At 35.0% G+C, this 21,260-nt stretch carries 18 protein-coding genes; 17 read left to right on the top strand and 1 reads right to left on the bottom strand.

Features of this window, described 5'->3' with window-relative positions:
• Position 1 precedes the first annotated feature (1 nt).
• The 15 genes from ILYOP_RS07440 (at position 2) to bioF (ending at position 18,286) form a co-directional block, all read left to right on the top strand.
• Positions 2-805: an NAD(+)/NADH kinase gene (locus ILYOP_RS07440; protein ID WP_013387926.1), complete on the top strand. Its 804-nt coding sequence runs from the start codon at positions 2-4 to the stop codon at positions 803-805.
• Positions 799-2,460 (top strand): DNA repair protein RecN, encoded by a 1,662-nt coding sequence (recN, locus tag ILYOP_RS07435; protein ID WP_013387925.1) that lies wholly within the window; start codon positions 799-801, stop codon positions 2,458-2,460. The genes ILYOP_RS07440 and recN overlap by 7 nt, the downstream gene beginning before the upstream one ends.
• A gap of 9 nt (positions 2,461-2,469) precedes the next feature.
• Positions 2,470-3,321 carry a tyrosine-type recombinase/integrase gene (locus ILYOP_RS07430; RefSeq protein WP_013387924.1) on the top strand — a complete coding sequence of 284 codons (852 nt, stop codon included), beginning with the start codon at positions 2,470-2,472 and terminating at the stop codon, positions 3,319-3,321.
• 13 nt (positions 3,322-3,334) lie between these two features.
• Positions 3,335-4,231 (top strand): GTPase Era, encoded by an 897-nt coding sequence (era, locus tag ILYOP_RS07425; RefSeq protein WP_013387923.1) that lies wholly within the window; start codon positions 3,335-3,337, stop codon positions 4,229-4,231.
• 17 nt (positions 4,232-4,248) lie between these two features.
• Positions 4,249-5,052, top strand: a complete 804-nt coding sequence (locus ILYOP_RS07420) for a Cof-type HAD-IIB family hydrolase (RefSeq protein ID WP_013387922.1) — start codon at positions 4,249-4,251, stop codon at positions 5,050-5,052.
• 136 nt (positions 5,053-5,188) lie between these two features.
• Complete coding sequence (locus ILYOP_RS07415) at positions 5,189-7,951, top strand: DEAD/DEAH box helicase (protein ID WP_013387921.1); 2,763 nt, start codon at positions 5,189-5,191, stop codon at positions 7,949-7,951.
• A 76-nt stretch (positions 7,952-8,027) separates the two neighbouring features.
• Positions 8,028-9,788 (top strand): hypothetical protein, encoded by a 1,761-nt coding sequence (locus ILYOP_RS07410; RefSeq protein WP_013387920.1) that lies wholly within the window; start codon positions 8,028-8,030, stop codon positions 9,786-9,788.
• A 157-nt stretch (positions 9,789-9,945) separates the two neighbouring features.
• Positions 9,946-13,362 (top strand): DNA polymerase III subunit alpha, encoded by a 3,417-nt coding sequence (locus ILYOP_RS07405; RefSeq protein WP_013387919.1) that lies wholly within the window; start codon positions 9,946-9,948, stop codon positions 13,360-13,362.
• Positions 13,363-13,459: 97 nt separating this feature from the next.
• On the top strand, positions 13,460-13,879 hold the full coding sequence (locus ILYOP_RS07400; protein ID WP_013387918.1) for an acetyl-CoA carboxylase biotin carboxyl carrier protein: 420 nt from the start codon (positions 13,460-13,462) through the stop codon (positions 13,877-13,879).
• 26 nt (positions 13,880-13,905) lie between these two features.
• Positions 13,906-15,258, top strand: a complete 1,353-nt coding sequence (gene accC / locus ILYOP_RS07395; RefSeq protein ID WP_013387917.1) for an acetyl-CoA carboxylase biotin carboxylase subunit — start codon at positions 13,906-13,908, stop codon at positions 15,256-15,258.
• 66 nt (positions 15,259-15,324) lie between these two features.
• A complete protein-coding gene (locus ILYOP_RS07390) occupies positions 15,325-15,696 on the top strand; it encodes an Asp23/Gls24 family envelope stress response protein (RefSeq protein WP_013387916.1) in 372 nt (123 codons plus the stop codon).
• Between the two features lie 48 nt (positions 15,697-15,744).
• Positions 15,745-16,278 carry an alkaline shock response membrane anchor protein AmaP gene (amaP, locus tag ILYOP_RS07385; RefSeq protein ID WP_013387915.1) on the top strand — a complete coding sequence of 178 codons (534 nt, stop codon included), beginning with the start codon at positions 15,745-15,747 and terminating at the stop codon, positions 16,276-16,278.
• Positions 16,278-16,490, top strand: coding sequence for a DUF2273 domain-containing protein (locus ILYOP_RS07380; RefSeq protein WP_013387914.1), 213 nt, complete (start codon positions 16,278-16,280; stop codon positions 16,488-16,490). Before amaP ends, ILYOP_RS07380 begins: the two co-directional genes overlap by 1 nt.
• A gap of 12 nt (positions 16,491-16,502) precedes the next feature.
• Positions 16,503-16,901: a transcription antitermination factor NusB gene (gene nusB, locus ILYOP_RS07375; protein WP_013387913.1), complete on the top strand. Its 399-nt coding sequence runs from the start codon at positions 16,503-16,505 to the stop codon at positions 16,899-16,901.
• Positions 16,902-17,038: 137 nt separating this feature from the next.
• Complete coding sequence (bioF, locus tag ILYOP_RS07370; RefSeq protein ID WP_013387912.1) at positions 17,039-18,286, top strand: 8-amino-7-oxononanoate synthase; 1,248 nt, start codon at positions 17,039-17,041, stop codon at positions 18,284-18,286.
• A gap of 42 nt (positions 18,287-18,328) precedes the next feature.
• Here the strand turns inward: bioF and ILYOP_RS07365 are convergent, their stop codons facing one another.
• Positions 18,329-18,985 carry a Crp/Fnr family transcriptional regulator gene (locus tag ILYOP_RS07365; protein WP_013387911.1) on the bottom strand — a complete coding sequence of 219 codons (657 nt, stop codon included), beginning with the start codon at positions 18,983-18,985 and terminating at the stop codon, positions 18,329-18,331.
• A gap of 132 nt (positions 18,986-19,117) precedes the next feature.
• On the opposite strand from ILYOP_RS07365, the gene ILYOP_RS07360 reads away from it, so the two are divergent.
• The gene (locus ILYOP_RS07360; RefSeq protein ID WP_013387910.1) at positions 19,118-20,422 is read left to right on the top strand and encodes a thymidine phosphorylase; all 1,305 of its coding nucleotides are present in this window, start codon (positions 19,118-19,120) and stop codon (positions 20,420-20,422) included.
• A gap of 3 nt (positions 20,423-20,425) precedes the next feature.
• Positions 20,426-21,091, top strand: coding sequence for a deoxyribose-phosphate aldolase (gene deoC / locus ILYOP_RS07355; protein ID WP_013387909.1), 666 nt, complete (start codon positions 20,426-20,428; stop codon positions 21,089-21,091).
• Positions 21,092-21,260 lie beyond the last annotated feature (169 nt).

The following is a 21,260-nucleotide window of genomic DNA, read 5'->3' as shown; positions in this document are numbered from 1 at the left end:
TATGAAAAAAGTATGCTTGATATACAACAGGGATAAGGTTAAAGCCCTTGAATTTTACAGGAAGACAAAAAAATACTTTATGGATAACGGACTAAAAATCTACTCCTTAGAAGATGCTTGGCAGTGTGATTTTGCAGTGGTTATAGGAGGAGACGGAACTCTTTTGAAAGCTGCCAAAGAGCTGATAGAAAAGCCTGATATTTTTGTAATAGCTGTAAATATGGGCAGTTTGGGCTTTATAACTGAGATAAAGGAGCAGGAAGCTTTTGACACCTATGACAGGGTTTTAGATGGATACTATCAGCTTGAAAAAAGAAGAGTTCTTGAAATAAGTTTAGGTGATAGGAATTTTCATGCCTTAAATGAAGTTGTGATATCAAAAGGAGGTATGCTCACAAAGTTGGTTAGAATAGGTGTGTATTCTAATGACGAATATGTAAATACCTACAGAGCTGACGGAGTAATAGTAGCAACTCCTACAGGATCTACAGCCTATTCTCTTTCTGCAGGAGGGCCCATAATAAAGCCTAATATCAAGGCTATGCTTATAACTCCCATTGCTCCTCATAACCTAAGTACAAGACCAGTGGTGGTAGATGGAGACGAAGAACTGGAATTTATAATAGAAGATATGGAAAGAGTTGGTTATCTCACAGTAGACGGAGAAAAGTCATTTAAAATATCATACGGTGAGAAGGTAAGAGTTAGATATTCAGATAAGACTTTGAAACTAGTTCTTTCTGAGAACAGAGATTATTATGGAGTTTTGAGAGAAAAGCTTAAGTGGGGCGATAGATTATGTTAAGGGAGTTAAGGATAGAAAACCTTGCTATAATAGAGGAACTTGAGTTGGAGTTTGGAGATGGGCTCATAACCCTGACCGGAGAAACTGGTGCTGGAAAATCCATAATACTCAGCGGAATAAACCTTCTTATCGGAGAAAAGGCAAATGTTGAAATGCTTCGAGACGGAGAGGAATACCTAATGGCAGAGGGAGTATTTGAAACCAGTGACTACCAGACTGAGGAACTAAAAGAGCTAGGTATAGAGGTGGAAGAGGGAGAACTCATAGTGAGAAGGGTGCTCGATAAAAATGGAAGAGGAAAAGCCTTTGTAAACGGTAAAAGGGTTCCTGTATCAAGCCTAAAGCAGATAATGGGTACCCTCGTAGATTTAGTGGGTCAGCATTCACATCAGATGCTTTTAAACAAAAATAATCATATAAAACTTTTGGACAAATTTCTCGGTGATAAGTCACAGGATATAAGATCAAAAATTGAGAACACAGTGGAACGATATGGGAAAATAAGCAGAAAAATCTCTGAAATTGAAGAGATAAAAAAAGAGATACAGGAGAAAAAAGATTTTTATGAATTTCAGCTTAACGAGATAAATTCTTTATCATTGAAATCGGGTGAAGATGAAGAGCTAGAAGATGAATATAAAAAACTTTTTAATTCTGGTAAAATAAAGGAAAATCTTATAAACTCTTATACGCTTTTAAAAGACGGTGAGCATAATGCCATGTCCTTTATCTACAACTCCAAGAAATTTCTGGAGTCTGTTTCAAAATACGGAAAAGAATTTGAAGAGGCCCAGGATAAGCTTGAAAAGATTTATTATGATTTAGAAGATGTTGTCTATATAATAGAAAACTTAGAAGAGGATACAGACACCGATGAGTTTAGACTAAATGAACTTGTAGACAGGTTAGACAAAATAAATTCTTTGAAAAAAAAGTATGGATTTACAATAGAGGAAATTCTAGACTACAGAGATGACCTACAGAAAAAATTGGATACACTTCATGAGAGTAACTTTGAAGAGAAAAAGCTAATAAAAGAGCGGGATGAACTGACAGCATTATACAAAAAATATGCTGAAAAACTAAGTGCAGCAAGAAAGGAAAGTGCAGCTCTTATAGAGAGCAGGATGGAAAATGAGCTCAAGTATCTAAATATGAAGGACAGTATGTTTAAAATATCATTTGGGCTTATAGAAGGGATGGGGAGAAACGGCTCTGATCAGGTGGAATTTCTTATCACCACCAATAAAGGACAGAGTCCTAAACCACTGTCTAAAATTGCTTCTGGAGGAGAGGTGAGCCGTATTATGCTTGCCTTGAAATCCATATTTTCTGTGGTGGATAATGTCCCTATCCTTGTATTTGATGAGATAGATACAGGGGTAGGTGGGGAAACAGTGAGGAAGATTGCCAGCAAGTTAAAAGATATAGGCGGGAATTCCCAGGTGGTATGTATAACTCACTCTCCTGCAATAGCCTCTAAGGCTACGCAGCAGTTTTATATAGAAAAGAAAACTCATGCAGATAAAACTGTTACAACTGTGAGAGAACTTAACTACAAGGGACGTATAGAAGAGATAGGAAGAATGCTGGCAGGAGAAAATATAACAGAAGCAGTTTTAAAGCATGCCAAAGAAATTTTAGATGAGATTTAGGTGGTCGTTATGAGGGAATTATTGATAGAGTTTCTAAAATTTATAAAAGATAAAAAAGGCTTTTCTGAGAGCAGTATAGAGGCCTATAGAAAGGACCTTGAGGACTTTACAGTTTTTTTGATGGGAAAAGACTATGTGGAAGTAGAAGACTTGGATGTGATGTCTTTTATAGAGACAATGAAAAAAGAATATTCTGAAAATAGTATCTATAGAAAGTTGGTCTCACTGCGAGCCTTCTACAAATATCTGTATAAAAAAGGTATTGTGGAAAAATTGCCCACAGAAGGTTTAAAACCTGTGAAACCTACGGTACAGATGCCTGAAACACTTGAATGGGAAGAAGTAGAAAGAATAATAAACCAATGTGGTAATCAGCCTAAGGGAGAAAGGGACAAATTGGTCATAGAAATGCTTTTACAGAGCGGGCTTCTCATATCAGAGGTTCTAGAGATAAAAATAAGCGATATAATATCAACTGAATATAAGAAAATAAAGTATGTAAAGAACAACAGACTTCATTTTATAGAAATAGGAAATGAGCTTTCTGAAAAGATAAAATCTTTTGTTAATGAAGACAGGGAAAAAGTCGTGAATAGCGAAGATGATTTTTTATTTCAGGGAGTGACAAGACAGAATTTTGGTGCAAGATTTAAAAAATATGGCCAGAAGGCAGGGATATCTCAAAATATATATCCGAATATGCTGAGAAATACCTTGGCAAAAAAATACTTAGATAGCAGTATAGATGATGTCAAAGATAAGATGCATCTTGAAAAGCTTGAAGGAACAGGTGTATACATCACAAGAAACTTAGATAAAATAAGAGAACTATATATGGAAATCGCAATAGGCGATAAATAGGAAGGGATGACATATGAAATCAGGATTTATAGCAGTAGTAGGAAGACCTAATGTTGGGAAATCAACATTGACAAATAAACTTGTAAATGAAAAAGTAGCCATAGTATCTGACAAAGCGGGAACAACAAGAGATTCTATAAAAGGGATATTAAACCATGGTGGGAATCAGTATATATTTATTGATACACCGGGAATACATAAACCTAAACATCTTTTAGGTGAGCATATGACCAATGTGGCTGTAAGGTCGCTAAAAGAGGTAGAGGTTATAATGTTTGTCCTAGACGGAAGTCAGGAGATAAGCACAGGGGATAAATATGTGATGGACAGAATTTTAGAAGCTGATAAAACTCCTAGAATACTGATTGTTAATAAAATTGATAAGATGAGCGATGAAGAGATAAAAGTTAAAAAAGCTGAAATCGAGGAAAAGTTAGGAACATTTGACAGAATTGTAGAACTTTCTGCAGAATATTCAATAGGAATGTACAGGGTAATAGAGGCCATAGACCCTTTTCTAGAAGAAGGAGTAATGTACTATCCTGAAGATATGTATACTGACATGCCTACTTATAAGGTTATATGTGAGATTGTACGGGAAAAAATATTAACTAGGACAAGAGATGAAATACCTCATTCTATAGCAATAGAAATAATAAATGTAGAGAGAAGACCAAACGGAAAAGATAAATTTGACATAAACATATATGTAGAGAGAAATTCTCAAAAAGGAATAATAATAGGGAACAGAGGAGAGATGCTAAAAGAGGTGGGAACAGAAGCGAGAAAAGATATCGAAGAGCTTCTAGGGAAAAAAATATACCTCAATCTCTGGGTAAAAGTAAAGGAAAAATGGAGAAAGAAAAAACCTTTCCTTAAAGAGATGGGTTATTATATGGAAGAGGAATAAAGTCAGGAGGCATAATTATGAAATACAAAGCTGTAGTATTAGATATGGACGGGACGCTTCTTAATTCCAAACTTGAAATAGATGAAAAAACAGCAGAGGAACTTAAAAAGTTTAGGTGTATAGGGGGAAAGGTTTATATAGCAACTGGAAGGACGTATCTTTCTCTAAAACCTTATTATGATATATTAGGTTTAGATACTCCTGTTATAGCTTATAACGGGGCTAAAGTTGTATCTTGTTTGGGAGACTCCATTCTTGAATACCCAATGGAGGATGATTTGGTAAAATATTTTATAGATGTTTCTAGAAGAACCGGGATACATCTTAATCTTTATCAAAATGAAAAATGGCTTGTTGAGTCTCCTTTTAACAAGGAAAGTGAAGTTTATGAAGAAATATCAGGGTTAAGTCCTGAAGAGGCTGATTTTGAAAATTTAGAAGAGTATTTTTCTACAAAGGTTTTATTTATAGCGGAGAAGGAAAAACTTGATCAACTGAGAAATGAAATATTAGTTGATTTAGATGGACTGGTTCATGTGACAGCATCGAAACCTTTTTTTCTAGAAATTATGAAAAAAGGTGTAAACAAAGGTGAAACTCTGAAAAAACTAATGAAATCAGAAGGAATAAGCTTAGAAGAAGTAATAGCCTTTGGAGACGGACTAAACGACCTTGAAATGATAAAAACAGTCGGTCTAGGAGTAGCTATGGGTAACTCTTATGAGGAACTTAAAGCAGTAGCTGACATAGTAACAAAAGACAATGACTCTAACGGAATAGGAGAAGTAATGTCAGAGCTTTTGGCTAAAGTAGAGTTATAGATTTATAAAAAGACAATGAGCAGTCTAGGATCTCTTAGGCAGCTCATTTTTATTTTATCTGAAGCTTTTGAAGTTTGTAAAAAAATGTATTTTTTGATATAATATAGTCTAGCTAAAATCATAGAAAGGAAGTTTTATGTTTGAGAAGTTAAAAGGAAATATAGAAAGAAAAAAAACTGGTATAAGAGTAGAAAAAGTATATTTTAAACTTTCCTTTGATGAAAAAGGAGCTTATTTGGATACAGTGGATGAGACGGGTAAAATACTGTGTGAAGTAGAATCCCTGCAATATGACAGAAATACAAGAGAAATTCTGAAAAGTATAGATCATATAAGAGAAAACAGTCTCTTTTTAATATCCTGGGACAGTTGTGGAGATAGGATATATCTCAGCGAACATCCGCACCTAATAGAACTCCTAAAAAAGAGCAAGTATTTCGTAGATGAAAATTTAGAGAATATAGAGTGGAGCCATGAAGAGAGTAACCTGACTCTCAAAATAGAAACTCCCGAAGAGGAAAGTAAAAAACTTAATTCTTTTTTACTTTTAAAAGGAAGGTACAAAGATTTTAAATTTATAAATGAAAAGACAGTTATTTATAATAAAAAGATTTATAGTATAGCTGATATAGGAGAAAGTTTTATAAGTGCGTCAGAGATCAATTCACAATTTCCTAAGAGTGATCTTGAAAATTTTCTTACAGTTACCATGTCTTATTTTGATAATATAGATATAGATTTTAAGGATTATACGGTGGAAATAGGGGAAGAGAAAAAACTCCAGCCACAGATAATAATTGAAAAGATTTCTAGGGACAACAGTCTATACCTGAAGGTTGGTATGACTGTATCTACAATGAATTATGATTTTTTGAGTGAATATAATATAAATAATGCTGCAATTGTAAATCATATGGAGAAAAAAATATTTTTTTGTGATATAGAGCTTCGGAATATTGGGGAAGCTATAGAGGAAGTAGTGAAGGTTCTCACAAAGCATCAAAGAAAATTGAAGTTACGAGAGGGCTATTACCTAGATGGAAACCTTATAATAATGCAGGAAAAACTTGCTAAGGAATTTGTCACCAAAGAACTTCTTCAGATGGTGGGGAAGTACAAGATAGTAGGTACTGACAAATTAAAAAAATACAGGATAAGAACCGTAAAACCAAAGCTGGTGGCAAACCTTCAGCACTCTATAGATTTCCTTGAAGGAGATGTAGAATTAGAGATAGAGGGTGAAAAGTTTACAATATTTGATGTCTTGAAGGCCTATAAAAAAGATTCCTATATAGTGCTGAGTGATGGAACCAACGCCCTTATAAATAAAAAATATATTGAAAAATTAGAGAGGATTTTTAAAAGAAAGGATGAAAAGGCCAAGGTTTCTTTTTTTGATCTGCCTCTAGTGGAAGAGCTTATAGAGGATAAACTTTTTTCAGGAGAGATGAAAAAAAGCAAGGAACTCTTTATGGGCTTCAACAGCTTAAAAGATTATCCTGTGTCTGTGCCACCTATAAAAGCTGTACTCAGAGAGTATCAGGATTATGGATACAGATGGCTTAGCTATCTTATAGACAATAAAATAGGAGGATGTCTTGCTGATGATATGGGTCTTGGGAAAACACTCCAGGCAATAGCCTTACTTTCTAGAATATATGAAACACCTAGAAAACCTAGTCTTGTGGCTATGCCTAAAAGTCTTATCTATAACTGGGAAAACGAGATAAAAAAGTTTAATCCTAATCTAAATGTAAAAATTTACTATGGTAATAACAGAGATGTAAATGAGATCAAAGAGTCTCAGATAGTACTCACAACTTACGGTACAGTAAGAAATGATATAAAAACACTGAAAGAAATGGAATTTGAGCTTGTAATCCTAGATGAGTCTCAGAATATAAAAAATATAAATTCCCAGACTACCAAGGCAGTTATGCTTTTAAATTCCCAAAACAGGGTTGCTCTTTCTGGTACTCCAGTAGAGAATAACCTCGGAGAACTTTATTCACTCTTTAGATTCTTGAATCCCACTATGTTTGGGAGTATAGACGAGTTTAATTCTTTTTATGCAAACCCTATACAAAGGGACAACGATATGGAAGTCGTAGAGGAATTGAGGAAAAAAATATATCCATTTATATTGAGAAGAACTAAAAAAGAGGTTTTAAAGGATCTTCCTGATAAAATAGAAAAGGTACACTTTGTAGAAATGAATGACGAACAAAAGAAAATCTATGACGAAAGAAGACTTTTCTATTATGATCTGATACATAATCAGATAAAAGAGCACGGTATAGGTAAGAGTCAAATATTTATTCTGCAGGCTTTAAATGAACTGAGACAGCTTGCAAGCTGCCCGGAAATGAAGACAGAGGGATTAGTTTCATCTACCAAAAGGGAGATACTAATAGAAAATATAAGAGAAGCTGTGGATAACGGGCATAAAATACTTATATTCACTAATTTTATAAGATCTATAGAAAATATATGTGAGGATCTTGATAAGCATAATATAAAACATCTTTATATGACTGGAGCTACAAAAGACAGACAGTCTCTTGTGGAAAAATTTCAGAATGATAAAAAGTGCAAGGTTTTTGTAATGACTTTGAAAACAGGAGGAGTCGGCCTTAACCTGACCGCTGCAGACACTATATTTATATATGACCCTTGGTGGAACAAGACAGCGGAAGACCAGGCTGTAGACAGATCTCACAGAATGGGACAGGACAGAACGGTATTCTCGTATAAACTTATAACTAAAGGGACTATAGAGGAAAAAATACTAAAACTACAGGAAGAGAAAAGTCGTCTTTTTGAAAAATTAATATCTAGCGACAGTGCCTCAGTAAAATCTCTTACTGAAAAAGATATTGAATATATCTTGAGTGAGTAGGGTAAAATTATGTTATTTTGTTATATTTTGAATAAAAACTTTAAACAGTTTGAAATTCTGTGATGGGAGATAAACTATGGCTATAAGCAAAGAAAAATTTATGCATGCATTAAACGAGTTTTATTCTCAGGAAACACTTTTTAAACTTTATAACAGGTATTTTATAGACTGGATTGCAGAAGGCTATATAGGAAGTAGCCTGGGATTATTTGAAATATCTCTGATATCTGAAAATTCCAATAAGCAGACTTTTTTGGACCTTATGGAACAGGCCTTTACAAAGGAAGAAACCTTTACCATGGTAGTTTCTACCTTAGATGATAAGGTGAAAGATATTTTGGAATATATAGCCTGGAACGGGAAATATCCAGTTGAAAATAAAGAGGATTACACTGTATGTGAAGAAGGGTACAGTATCTTTAAGGAACTTAAAGATGAATATCTTTTTTTTCGTTATGCAGAAGACGGGAAAAAAAACGGATACCTATATATAAATAATGATATATTGAGAATGATAAGGAAATTTCTTCCTAAACCTAAGGATTATTATATTCACGGAGCAAAGAATATAGATGCTGCATTTAAAAAGAACAGCGAGAGAGAGATGGCTTATAAGCTTTCTCTTTACTATAGTTTTTATAAACAGGGAAATGTGAATCTTTCCTCTAGCGGAAAGGTTTTAAAAGAATCAAAAAGAAACATGAACAAGTATTGCGATATAGAGGAATTTTATGCTGACAGTAAAGATCTAGATTATCTGAAGACAGAAACAATAGGGCTGTTTTTCTTTCTGCTGAAAGAAAAATACTTAGAAAGTGAAAGTTTTGAAATAAGTAACTTTAAAAAAATAATTCTAGACTTTTTATCTGGTACAAGTGTTAAAGATGAGGGATATCATTACACAGGTCTTTATCTTAACTATTTGAAAGGTCTAAGGAATATTTGGAAGAAAGAGGAAAATATAAAAAGGGCTCTTCAGAGTATAAAAAAAGTGATGGAAGAACTCCCAGATGACGGAATAGTAAGTGTAGAAAACATAATAAAATACATTACTTACAGGGATGAATTTATAGAGATAATAGATCCTCAGGATGTTTATGATTATGTCTATATAAATGAAGCGAATTATGGAAGAACTAAAATAGTTAATTATGAAGGATATCACAACTATGTGATAGTTCCCTTTATAAAATCAGTGTTGTTTATACTATCTTCACTAGGGGTCTTAGAGGCTCATTATAATCTACCTTCTGCTAGTAACGGCCTTTATATGAAAAATGGTTATCTAAGTAAGTATGACGGATTGAAGTATGTAAAACTTACAGAACTAGGAAGATTTGTCCTAGGAAGAGTGGATGATTATGATTTTGGAGATGCCAAAGAAAAGGCGGAGATCTTGTTGGATGACGACAGATTGATTATGAGTGTTATAGGGGAAGCCCCTGTAAAAATTATGTTTCTTGAAAAGGTATCTAACAAAATAGGACCGAACAAATTTAAATTTACAAGTGAAGCTTTTTTAAAGGGAATAGAAAATATAGGGGAACTAAAGGGAAGAATAGAGGAATTCCGTAAAAAAATATCCCATGAAATTCCTGGCATATGGAGTGAATTTTTTGAAAGTCTTCTGAAAAAGGCAAAATCAATAAAACAGGTAGAAAATATTGTTGTGCTGAAAATAGAAAAAGACAAAGAACTGGTGAATCTTTTGGGAAGAGATGGAGAATTGAAAAAAATGATATTGAAGGCTGAGGATTTTCATATTCTTTTAAAAGAGGGAAACAGACAGAGAGTTTTAGAAATATTAAAAAGTTACGGATATTTTGTAGAAGTATAGGGTATTAAAAGTATCCATAATTAGGCCGCCCATTATGAGGCGGTCTTTATTTTTAGCTGTTTTAGTTTTTACAGCTGTTTTTTATGACTCAACTATGTAGTGCAAAAAAAAAATATATGAGGTATAATCTAACTGAAAAATATAGGAGAGGATGCATATGAAGAATAACTTTGTACATCTACATTTACATACTGAATACAGCCTCCTCGACGGAGTGGGTAAGATAGATGAATACCTAGATAGGGCTAAGAAGCTTGGTATGCGGTCCATGGCTATTACTGACCATGGAAATATGTTCGGTGCTGTGGAGTTTTATAAAAAGGCGCTTTCAAAGGGGATAAAACCCATAGTAGGAATGGAGGCTTATCTTTCGGAATTCTCCATGGAGGAAAAAAGCGGAAGAAACTTTCACCTGGTACTGCTTGCCAAAAACGAAACTGGATATAAAAATCTTATGAAGCTTTCATCAGAGGCTTATCTTAAAGGTTTTTATTATAGACCCCGTATAGACAAGGAGATCCTTGCACAGCACAGTAAAGGAATAATAGCACTTTCTGCCTGTATGCAGGGAGAACTTTCTAAAAGAATACTCGATGAAGAGAGTGAAGAAGATTTAGACAAGGCGGTAAATGAATATGTTGAAATTTTTGGTAAGGAAGATTTTTATGTAGAACTTCAGTCTAACGGGATAAAGAAGCAGGAGAAGTTAAACGATGCCCTCTATACCCTTGCTAAAAAACATGACTTAAAAGTTGTGGCTACTAATGACACTCACTATGTATATTACGGAGATCACACCCTCCAGGATATTCTCATATGTGTCCAGACAGGTAGTAAAATTTCAGATGAAAAACGGATGAAGATAGAAACAGACCAGCTTTTTCTCAAAAGCAGGGAGCAGATGCTAGAAGAGCTGGGAAAATACGACAGAGCTGTTGACAATACAGTGGAGATAGCTGACAAGTGCAATTTAGAGTTAGAATTTGGAGTATTCAAATTTCCAGAATACAAGATACCAACCTGTGTAGACAGTATAAGGGAATTTTTAAGGAAATTGGTTTATCAAGGATTAAAGAGAAGATATAAAAATGATCTGGAAAAAGATGTCATAGAAAGAGTAGAATATGAGCTAGATGTCATAAACAAGATGGATTATGCTGGCTATTTTGTGGTAGTGTGGGATTTTATTGATTATGCAAAAAAGAACAGGATACCTGTGGGTCCAGGAAGAGGTTCTGCTGCTGGAAGTATGGTGGCCTACTCCCTTGGAATAACAGAGCTTGATCCTATGAAATATAATCTTATTTTCGAAAGATTTCTTAATCCTGAAAGAATCTCCATGCCAGATATAGATATAGATATATGTCAGGAAAGAAGGCAAGAGGTTATAGACTATGTGGGAGAAAAATATGGAAAAGACAGAGTTGCCCAGATAATAACCTTTGGAACCATGAAAGCTAGAGCTGCAATAAGAGACGTAGGAAGAGTGATGAATGTTCCCTTGTTCAAGGTGGATAAAATAGCCAAATTAATTCCTCCATTTTTTAGTCTTGACAGAGCTCTAAAAGAGGTGGAAGAACTACGAGAGGTATATGAGACGGACAGTGAGTCACAAGAATTAATAGAATATTCTAAAAGGCTTGAAAATACAGTAAGACACGCCTCTATACACGCAGCCGGAGTGGTGATAACAAAGGATCCCCTTACAGATGATGTGCCTTTATACAGCGATACAAAAACAAAAGTTGTGTCCACTCAGTATCAGATGAAGGAGTTAGAGGAGCTAGGGCTGCTAAAAATGGATTTTTTAGGTCTCAGAAATTTAACTATACTTCAGAGAACTGTAGACTATATAAGGGAAGATACCAATGAGGAGATAGATCTTAATAAAATACCGCTAGATAGTTTAGAGGTGTACAGACTTCTTCAGAAGGGTGATACCTTAGGTGTGTTTCAGCTAGAGTCCCACGGAATAAGAAAACTTCTAATGAAGCTGAAACCGGACAGGTTTGAAGATATAATTGCCGTACTTGCTTTATACAGACCGGGGCCTTTAGGTTCAGGGATGGTAGATGACTTTATAGAGGTTAAAAACGGAAGGGCGGCAATAAAATATCCACACCAATCCCTTGAAGATGTACTGAAAGAGACTTATGGTGTAATACTTTATCAGGAACAGGTAATGAAGATAGCCAATATAATGGCTGATTATACATTAGGAGAAGCAGATTTGCTGCGACGGGCCATGGGAAAGAAAAACATGGCTATAATGGAAGAAAACCGAAATAAATTTGTAAAAAGAGCGGTTAAAAAGGGTTATTCAGAGGAAAAAGCCACTGAGATTTTTAACCTTATCGATAAATTTGCAGGCTATGGATTTAACAAATCCCATTCGGCTGCCTATGCTCTTGTGGCATATTGGACAGCGTATTTTAAAGGATGTTACCCAAAACACTATTATGCAGCCTTGATGACTTCTGAAAGGAATAATATCGAAAAACTGGCTGTTTATGTGGAAGATGCCAAGGAACACGGTATAGGGGTGGCACTTCCGAATATAAACAAAATAAGCACTAGGTTTATAGTTGACGGAGATCTGGTAAGATTTGGAATGTCTGCAATAAAAAATGTAGGAGAAACCCTTATAGAAAGAATAAAAGCTGAACATGCAAGAAACGGGGATTATACAACCTTTGAAAATTTTGTAACAAGAGGCAAAAAAGAGGGAGTAAATAAAAAAGCACTGGAAGCTCTTATACTTTCAGGGGCTCTTGATTCAATTCCAGGTAACCGAAGGCAAAAATATGAAAGTATGGAAAAGGCCTTAAACTATGCCACCAAGGTTATGAAAGAAGACGATATACAACAGATGAATCTCTTTGGTGAAGCTAGAGCAACTATTGAAAAATTCCAGATGCCATCTGTGGAAGAGTATAAAATGGAAAATCTTCTGACTGGAGAAAAAGAATTTCTGGGGTTTTATTTTACGGGACACCCTTTAGATAAATACCGTCAGATGCTAAAAGTCTACAGGCTTACTGAGATAAAAGATATAGTCAGTGATATGCCTGTTCATATAAAAACCTATGGAATGGTTAGAAACTTGAAGAAGGTTATAACAAAAAAAAGCGGTCAGGTAATGGGAGTTTTTGATTTAGAAGATTATTATGGTAGAATAGGAGCGGTTGTTTTTCCTCGAGACTATCAAAAGATGGGTCACTATCTTTTAGACGGAGCACCTCTTTATGTAGAAGGGGTAGTGCAGACAGATCACTTCGGAGGACATGAGGAAAAAAAGATCATAATAAGAGAACTTAGGCCCTTAGACGAGATAGGAGAGATTCTAAAGTTTAAAGTATATATTCTCATAGAGGAGGAAGACAAGCCAAAATTACCTGCTTTAAAAAAGATAATATCCAGACACCAGGGAGACCACAGAATATACCTGGCTCTTAGAGAAAAAGGTGAGAAAAAAACAGTGGAGCTGGCGAATAAGTACCGTGTAACTCCATCTAAGTATTTTATAAGTGAGGTAGTGGGACTTTTAGGAATCGAAAACATAGTTATAAAATAATAAAGCAGTTAAGATTACGTGTGTAATAATTTCTTGAAACAGTATTTTATTTGTGATAAAATGAAATGTAAAACAGACATATAGGAGGATCTTTTTTATGAAGGATGATATAAATAATGTAGAAGATTTAATGCAGATATTAAATGATACTAACCTTACTGAGATCAATTTTGAAAGTGAGGATCTGAAGATAGTGCTTAAAAGACCTAAACTTGTACCTGTCGCACCACAGCAAGTTGAAGTCTCAGAGACTGAAAATGAGGTAAAAGAAACAAAACAGTATAAAGAGGTAAAATCTTATAATGTAGGTAAGTTTTCTTACCGTAATAAAAGTGGAAAAGCTATAATAAAAGTCGGAGATAAGATAAAAGAGGGGCAGGAGATAGGTTCTATCTCTACAATTGGTGTAAATAGCCCGGTGACAACTCCTTATGCAGGTACTGTTAAAGAGATACTTTTAGAAGAAGGAAGCCTAGCAGATTACGGAAAGAATCTTGTTTTAGTAGAGTTAGACTAGTAAAAAGTTGATTTAGGAGGATAATAATGTTCAATAAGATTTTGATTGCCAATAGAGGAGAAATAGCCGTAAGAATTATAAGAGCTGCAAAAGAGTTAGGAATAAAGACAGTTGCAGTATTTTCAGAGGCCGACAGAGACAGTCTTCATGTAAGAATAGCAGATGAGTCAGTATGTATAGGACCTACCAAAAGCACAGAATCATACCTTAAAATACCTAATATAATATCTGCTGCTGAGGTTACAGGTGCAGATGCGATACATCCAGGATACGGTTTTTTGGCAGAAAATGCTCAGTTTGCAAAAATATGTGGGATGCACAACATAGTATTCATAGGTCCTAGCCCTGAGTGTATAATAAATATGGGTGACAAGGCAACTGCGAGAAAGACAGCAGTTGAAAACGGAGTTCCTCTTACTGAAGGTACCGGGCTTATTAAAAATATAGAAGAAGCAAAAAAAGAGGTAAATGAAAGAATAGGCTATCCTGTAATGATAAAAGCCACTGCCGGAGGCGGTGGAAAGGGAATGAGAATCGCTAGAAATGACAATGAACTTGCAACAAATATGGTAGCTGCACAAAATGAGGCTGAAGCTGCCTTTGGTAATCCAGATGTATATATAGAAAAATTCGTGGAGAATCCTAGACATATCGAGATACAGATCATAGGGGATAAGCATGGAAATGTAGTTCACTTGGGAGAGAGAGACTGTTCTATACAGAGAAGGCACCAAAAGCTTATAGAGGAGGCACCTTCTGCTATTCTGCCTCAGGATGTGAGAGTTGCAATGGGTGAAGCCGCAGTAAAACTTGCTAAAGCAATAAATTATGATTCAGCAGGAACCCTTGAATTCTTAGTGGACAAAAAAAATGATTTCTTCTTTATGGAGATGAATACAAGAATACAGGTAGAACACACTGTAACAGAGATGGTAACGGGAGTGGATATCATCAAAGAGCAGATTATAGCTGCAGCTGGTGGAAAACTTACTGTTACTCAAGATGATGTAGTTATAAAGGGACATGCCATAGAATGTAGAATAAACGCAGAGGATACTGTGAATAATTTTCTGCCTTCAGCAGGAACTCTCGAGACCTATATCCCTGCAGGGGGAATAGGAGTAAGAATCGACTCTCATTCATACCAGGGTTATGTGATAAGTCCTTATTATGATTCTATGATTGCTAAGCTCATAGTTCACGGATCAGACAGAGAAGAAGCTATTATAAGAATGAAAAGAGCCCTTGAAGAGTATGTAATAGAAGGAGTGGATACTACTATACCTTTCCATCTTCAGGTTATCGAAAATAGCGCCTATCAAAAAGGTGATGTGTATACGAGTTTCATAGAAGAGTATTTTGATAAAAATAAAAAATAAATAAAGGAAAACAACTTATTTTTTTAAAGAACTTTTTAGAGATATAATTTATGGGGGGGTAGTTTTATGAGCGAATTAGGAAATATAAAAATTGCTGATGACGTAGTAAAAGTAATATCTGCAAAGGCCGCTGTGGATGTAGACGGAGTATTTAAACTAGCTGGAGGAGTAGCGGACGAAGTAAATAAGATATTAGGTAAAAAAAGACCAACTCATGGAGTTAAGGTAGAGGTCGGAGAAAAAGAGTGCAGTATAGAGTTGTTTATAGTTGTAGAGTATGGATACTCTATACCAGAAGTGGCAGGCGAGGTACAGGAAGCAGTTATAAAAAGCATAACTGAGCTAACTGGACTAAAGGTTGTAGAAGTTGGTATATATGTACAAGATATTAAAATAAAAGAAGCAGAAGCAGAAGAAGAAATTGAAATTTTAGATTAGAATAGAGGCGGTTTCCGCCTCTAATCTTTTAATTTTGGAGGGATGAGAATGGTTAGAAAATTAATATTTGCCCTTGCATGGGTAGGTATATTTATAATTTCTCTTGGAGGAATCTATTTGGGAATTATACCAGAATATTTTTACAATGTAGATTTTTATGGCTATGCTTTCAGGGGAGCCCTCATAGGTCTATCTACTATTTATCTTCTTTTAGCTATTGAAAAATTACTTTCTAATTTTGAAAAACCAAAAGATTATGAGATACAGACTGAAAATGGCAAGCTCACTGTATCATCATCTTCAGTAAATAATCTGGTGAAAGAAATAGTGGGGTCTAGCCCGGACATAAAAAATATAAGACCTTCGAATAAAATAAAAAGAAAAAAACTATTTATTACTGTAAAGGTAGATGCTTATACAGACAGTGAAATATCTAAAAATATATTAGATCTGCAAAGTCAGATTAAAGATTATGTTTTTGAATATCTTGGTGTAGAGGTGGAGAACGTAGAAGTTAAGGTTTCTAAGCTTGTTAAAAGGAAAGCTGCTTCTGGTTTTAGGTCTGAAAGAGGTGATGAGTAGTGCTTGCAGAATTTATAGAGGGACTTTTGGTAAACAGAAAAAAATATTTAGGAGCTATAGGGGGTTTTCTTTTTGGACTTATTCTGATACAATATGGATTTGTGAAGATGCTTATCGTATTGGCAATAACATGTCTAGGGTATAATCTTGGAGATATGGAAAAAATAAAGAGAATAAAAAAGGTACTGATTACAAGATTAAAAGAAGACTAGAAAGGTAGGAATATGAGTAGAAAAACAGCAAGAGAAGAATTTTTTAAACTTCTGTTTGAAGCTGAATTAAATGAGGTTGATGCAACTGAAGTCCTTGAGGATTTTATTTCAAGAGATGATTTTAAACTAAGCAAAGCAGGACAGGAATTTTTGGAAAGATATGCCAATGGAGTGACAGAAAATAAAGCTGAAATCCAAAGAACTATCGATGAAAACATGACTGGATGGACACTAGACAGAATAGGAAATGTGGAAAGGACACTTTTGAAATTTGCAACATACGAACTTTTAAAAGAAGATGTAGGTTATGAAATAGTCATAAATGAAATCGTGGAACTTGCCAAGAAGTACGGTGAAGAAAAGTCTCACGAATTCATAAACGGAGTTTTGGCTAAAATAGTAAATAAATAAGAGGCCCTAGAAGGCTTCTTTTTTTATGATATATACAAACTTGATTAAAGATTTTACAAAAAAAGAACCAGGGGTTATACTTTAGTTATAATAGTGAAAAATCTGTGTTGGCAGATACGGACTAACGGAGGTCAAGTATGATGAAGGAGATAAAAGAAAAGCTGATTTCCTTGAAAGGGGAGGGGCTTTTCAGAGAGATTAAAGATATAGATAAACTGGAGGGAAAACATATATGGATGGAAGGAAATAAATACCTGGATTTTTCTTCTAGTAATTATATAGGATTTAGAGATGATAGGAGAATAATAGATGCTGCAAAAGATGCCCTTGAAAAATATGGAATGGGAAGTGGAGCAAGTCGTGTAGTTGTAGGAACTGCATCTCTTTATAAAGAATTAGAAGAACTTATTGCATCTGAGAAAAAGAAAGAAGCTGCACTTATTTTTAACAGCGGATATGACGCCAATCTAGGTATAATATCTACTATAATAGGGAAAAATGACGTGGTGTTTTGTGACAAGTTAAATCACGCGAGCATATATGATGGAATACGTCTGAGTGGTGCCAAAATGATTAGGTTTAGGCATAATGATATGAAAGACCTAGAAAATAAACTCAGAATGTTTAGGAAAGGTTATAAGCGTGCTCTAATTGTTGTAGATTCTGTATTTAGTATGGATGGAGACAAAGCTAATCTGGTAGAGATAGTGAGGCTTAAAGAAAAATATGATGTTACTCTTATGATAGATGAGGCCCACGGTGGAGGAGTTTTAGGGGAAGAGGGACTAGGGCTAGCAGAAGAATTAGGTATACTCGAAGCGATAGATATAAATATGGGTACATTTTCAAAAGCCTATGGTTCCCAGGGAGCTTATGTTGCAGCCTCAAAGGAGATTATAGATTATCTTATCAACCACTGTAGGAGTCTTGTGTACACAACATCTATGCCACCGGTAGTGGTCGGGGCCAGTTTAGAAGCTATGAAGCTTACAAAGAATGAAAAAGAGAGAAGAGATCACTTGAAATATTTAGGTGACTATCTTCGTTCTAGACTCAACGAAGCCGAGATAGATACCCTAGAAAGTACTACTCAGATAGTTCCTGTGGTTGTTGGAGATAATGACGAAACATTAGGTCTCAGTGTGTTTTTAAAAGATCATGGAATAATGGCTCCGGCAATAAGAAAGCCTACTGTAACAACTCCAAGAATACGTATATCTCTCAGCTCTAATCACAGCAAAGAGGATATAGATTTTCTTGTGGAAACGGTGTTAGAATACACTAATAGAAAACGTAGTAAGAAAGATAAGGTAATAAAATGGGTTAAAAATGTACTGCATAAGACTCATAACCAGGAAAAGAAAGATAAAAAAAATATTCAATAATTTCAAGGCCGCCCTTTTTAAAGAGCGGCTTTTTTTTAGGTTTTACACATTAACCGAGTAATTTTTTAATTCTTCTTTTTTAAGAGTTATTATTTTTTTTCTTTGTTTTTTTATTATTCCCTCTTCAGATAATGACTTTATTACTCTTGAAAGATTTCTATAGCTTACATTTAAGTGGGCAGCTAGATCAACCAAAGACGTAAAATTAATCTCATAATTATTTTTTATAAGGTAGTTTGCAAGGACTGTTTTTAAAGAATAGCTTCCCTTCAATATGATAGCTTTGTTTGTTCTAAGGAGTTTTTTACTGCATTCAGTTGCAAGCAGTCTCCAGAATTGCGGGTTATTTTCTAGATATTTTTCGGCAATGTCAAAGGGAAGTAGGATGACAGTAGAGTCATCAGCAGCTACCACGTCAAACATAGCCTCTTGTTTGTTCATATATTCAAGGTCTCCTATAAGCTCAAGAGGGAAAAGATTGTTTATAAAGAGTTTATTCCCTGATATCATTATGCTGTTTATCTCCACAAGTCCTTCCACTAAAAAATAGATATACAGCACCGGTTTATAGGCGTTGAATATTATTTCTCCCTTAGTATATTTTTTTACTTTTAGGAAACTTCTGATCTCAGGAGAGAAAACCTCCTCAAGACCAAATTTTTGTATGTAGTTTTCCAGTTTACTTAAATTCTTTATCATAAAATGCCACCTGTCCTATTTTTTTATATTAGAATTTTATATCATATTTTTGGGATAAAATATATAAAAAACAGGTTAAAATTAAAAAAAATGTATAATAGATTGTAGGCTTCTATCTAAAGGGGGTAAGTTATGAGGGCAGTTGATATAATACAAAAAAAAAGGGATAAGGAGATTCTTACAAAAGAGGAGATCAATTTTTTACTAGAAGAATATCTAGAGGGAAATACTCCTGATTATCAAATGTCATCTTTTTTGATGGCGGTTTACTTTAACGGAATGACAACTGAAGAACTTAAATATTTTACTGAAAAGATGATATATTCAGGGGATACCATAGATTTTCCAGGAACCCACAAATTCTTGGTAGATAAACACTCTACAGGTGGAGTCGGTGACAAGACGACAATAGCCCTTGCACCTATATTCGGAGCACTGGGAATGGGAACTGCTAAGCTCTCGGGAAAAGGGCTAGGGCATACAGGAGGAACCATAGATAAATTTGAGTCCATAGAGGGATTTAAATTTTCCCGAACAAAAGAAGAACTTATAAAACTTGTGAATGAAACAGGTACCGGAATAATGGGATATTCAGATAAAATAGTTCCCTTAGATAAAAAACTTTATTCCCTAAGAGACGTCACAGCCACTGTACCGAGTATACCTCTTATTGCCAGTTCAATCATGGGGAAGAAGCTTGCTGTGCACGCAGATGCCATAATATTGGATGTAAAGGTAGGTTCAGGGGCCTTTATGAAAAATATAGATGAAGCAAGGGAGCTTGCTGAGACTATGTATGAGCTTGGAAAGGCTTTTGATAGGAACATAGTCTGTTTTCTCACAAATATGGATCAGCCTTTAGGTGAAGCGGTGGGAAATTCCCTAGAGATGATAGAAGCCATAGAAACTCTCAAAGGGAATGGTCCAGAAGATTTTACTGACTTAATTTATACTCTGGCATCTCAGGCCCTTGTGATGAAAGGGGATACAGCTGACCTTGAAAGTGGGAAACAAAAAGTAAGGAAAGTTATTGAAAACGGCCAGGCCCTAGACATGCTGAGAAAATTCATAAAGGGAAGCGGTGGAAATCCCAGCGTCTGTGATGATTACTCACTTCTTCCGAAAGCAAAGGAAAAAGATGTGTTTCGTGCAACAAAAGATGGATACATAGAGCACCTTAATGCAGAACTCATAGGAAGGGCTGCTATGATGTTAGGAGCAGGAAGAGCAACAAAAGATGATATAATAGATCACTCTGTTGGAATAATAATGTGTTCTAAGGTGGGAGATAAACTTGAAAAAGGTGCTGCAATCTTAGAGATATTCCATAATGGGAATTTAAGAGATGAAGTTTTAGAGACTCTTGCAGAAGCAGTTGTAATCTCTGAAGAAAAGATAGATAAACAAGAAATAATTTTAGAAATTATAGGAGGATAATAGATGGAAATCAACAAGTATATAGATCATACAGTATTAAAGGCTACAACAGTTAAGGAAGATATAGTAAAGCTTTGTCAGGAGGCGAAGGAGTATGGATTCTTTTCTGTATGTGTAAACGGATGTTATGTATCTCTTGCAGCAGAAGAACTAAAAGGAACAGATGTGAAAATAGCTGCTGTAGTAGGATTTCCTTTAGGAGCTATGAGTTCTGAGGCAAAGGTATTTGAAGCAAAAAAGTGTATAGAGGACGGAGCGTCTGAAATAGATATGGTGATAAATGTAGGCCTTCTTAAATCAGGAGAAACCAAACTGGTAGAGGATGAGATAAGAGCGATAAAAGAGGCTATAGGGGATAATGTATTAAAGGTAATAATAGAGACATGTTATCTCACTGAAAAGGAAAAGAGAACTGCATGTCAGCTTTCTTTGAATGCCAAGGCTGATTTTGTAAAGACTTCAACAGGATTTGGTACAGGGGGAGCAACATTTGAAGATGTGGCGCTTATGAAGGAAGTGGTAGGAGATAAAGCACAAATTAAAGCGTCTGGAGGAGTAAGAGATCTAGAAACTGCCATGAAATACATTGAGATGGGAGTTACAAGATTAGGAACATCTTCTGGGGTTATGCTTGTGACAAGTGGTAAGGCCAAAGAGGGAGAATATTAAAAATATTATTTAGTGGGACTGTGTCCCACTTTTTAATCTACTATTTTTTTAAAAAATAAGAGAAGGGTTTATAATAAATTACTGACTTTTTCCAAAGTTCTGTTACTTTTCCTTGATGAAAAGTAACCAAAAATCAAGGCCTGTGAAAAATAAGCTAAATGCCTTCGGA

The organism is Ilyobacter polytropus DSM 2926 (assembly GCF_000165505.1).
In the GTDB taxonomy this organism is placed as follows: Bacteria; Fusobacteriota; Fusobacteriia; order Fusobacteriales; family Fusobacteriaceae; genus Ilyobacter; species Ilyobacter polytropus.
Note: the sequence above shows the minus strand (reverse complement) of the source record. Positions and strands in the feature narration are given on the sequence as shown.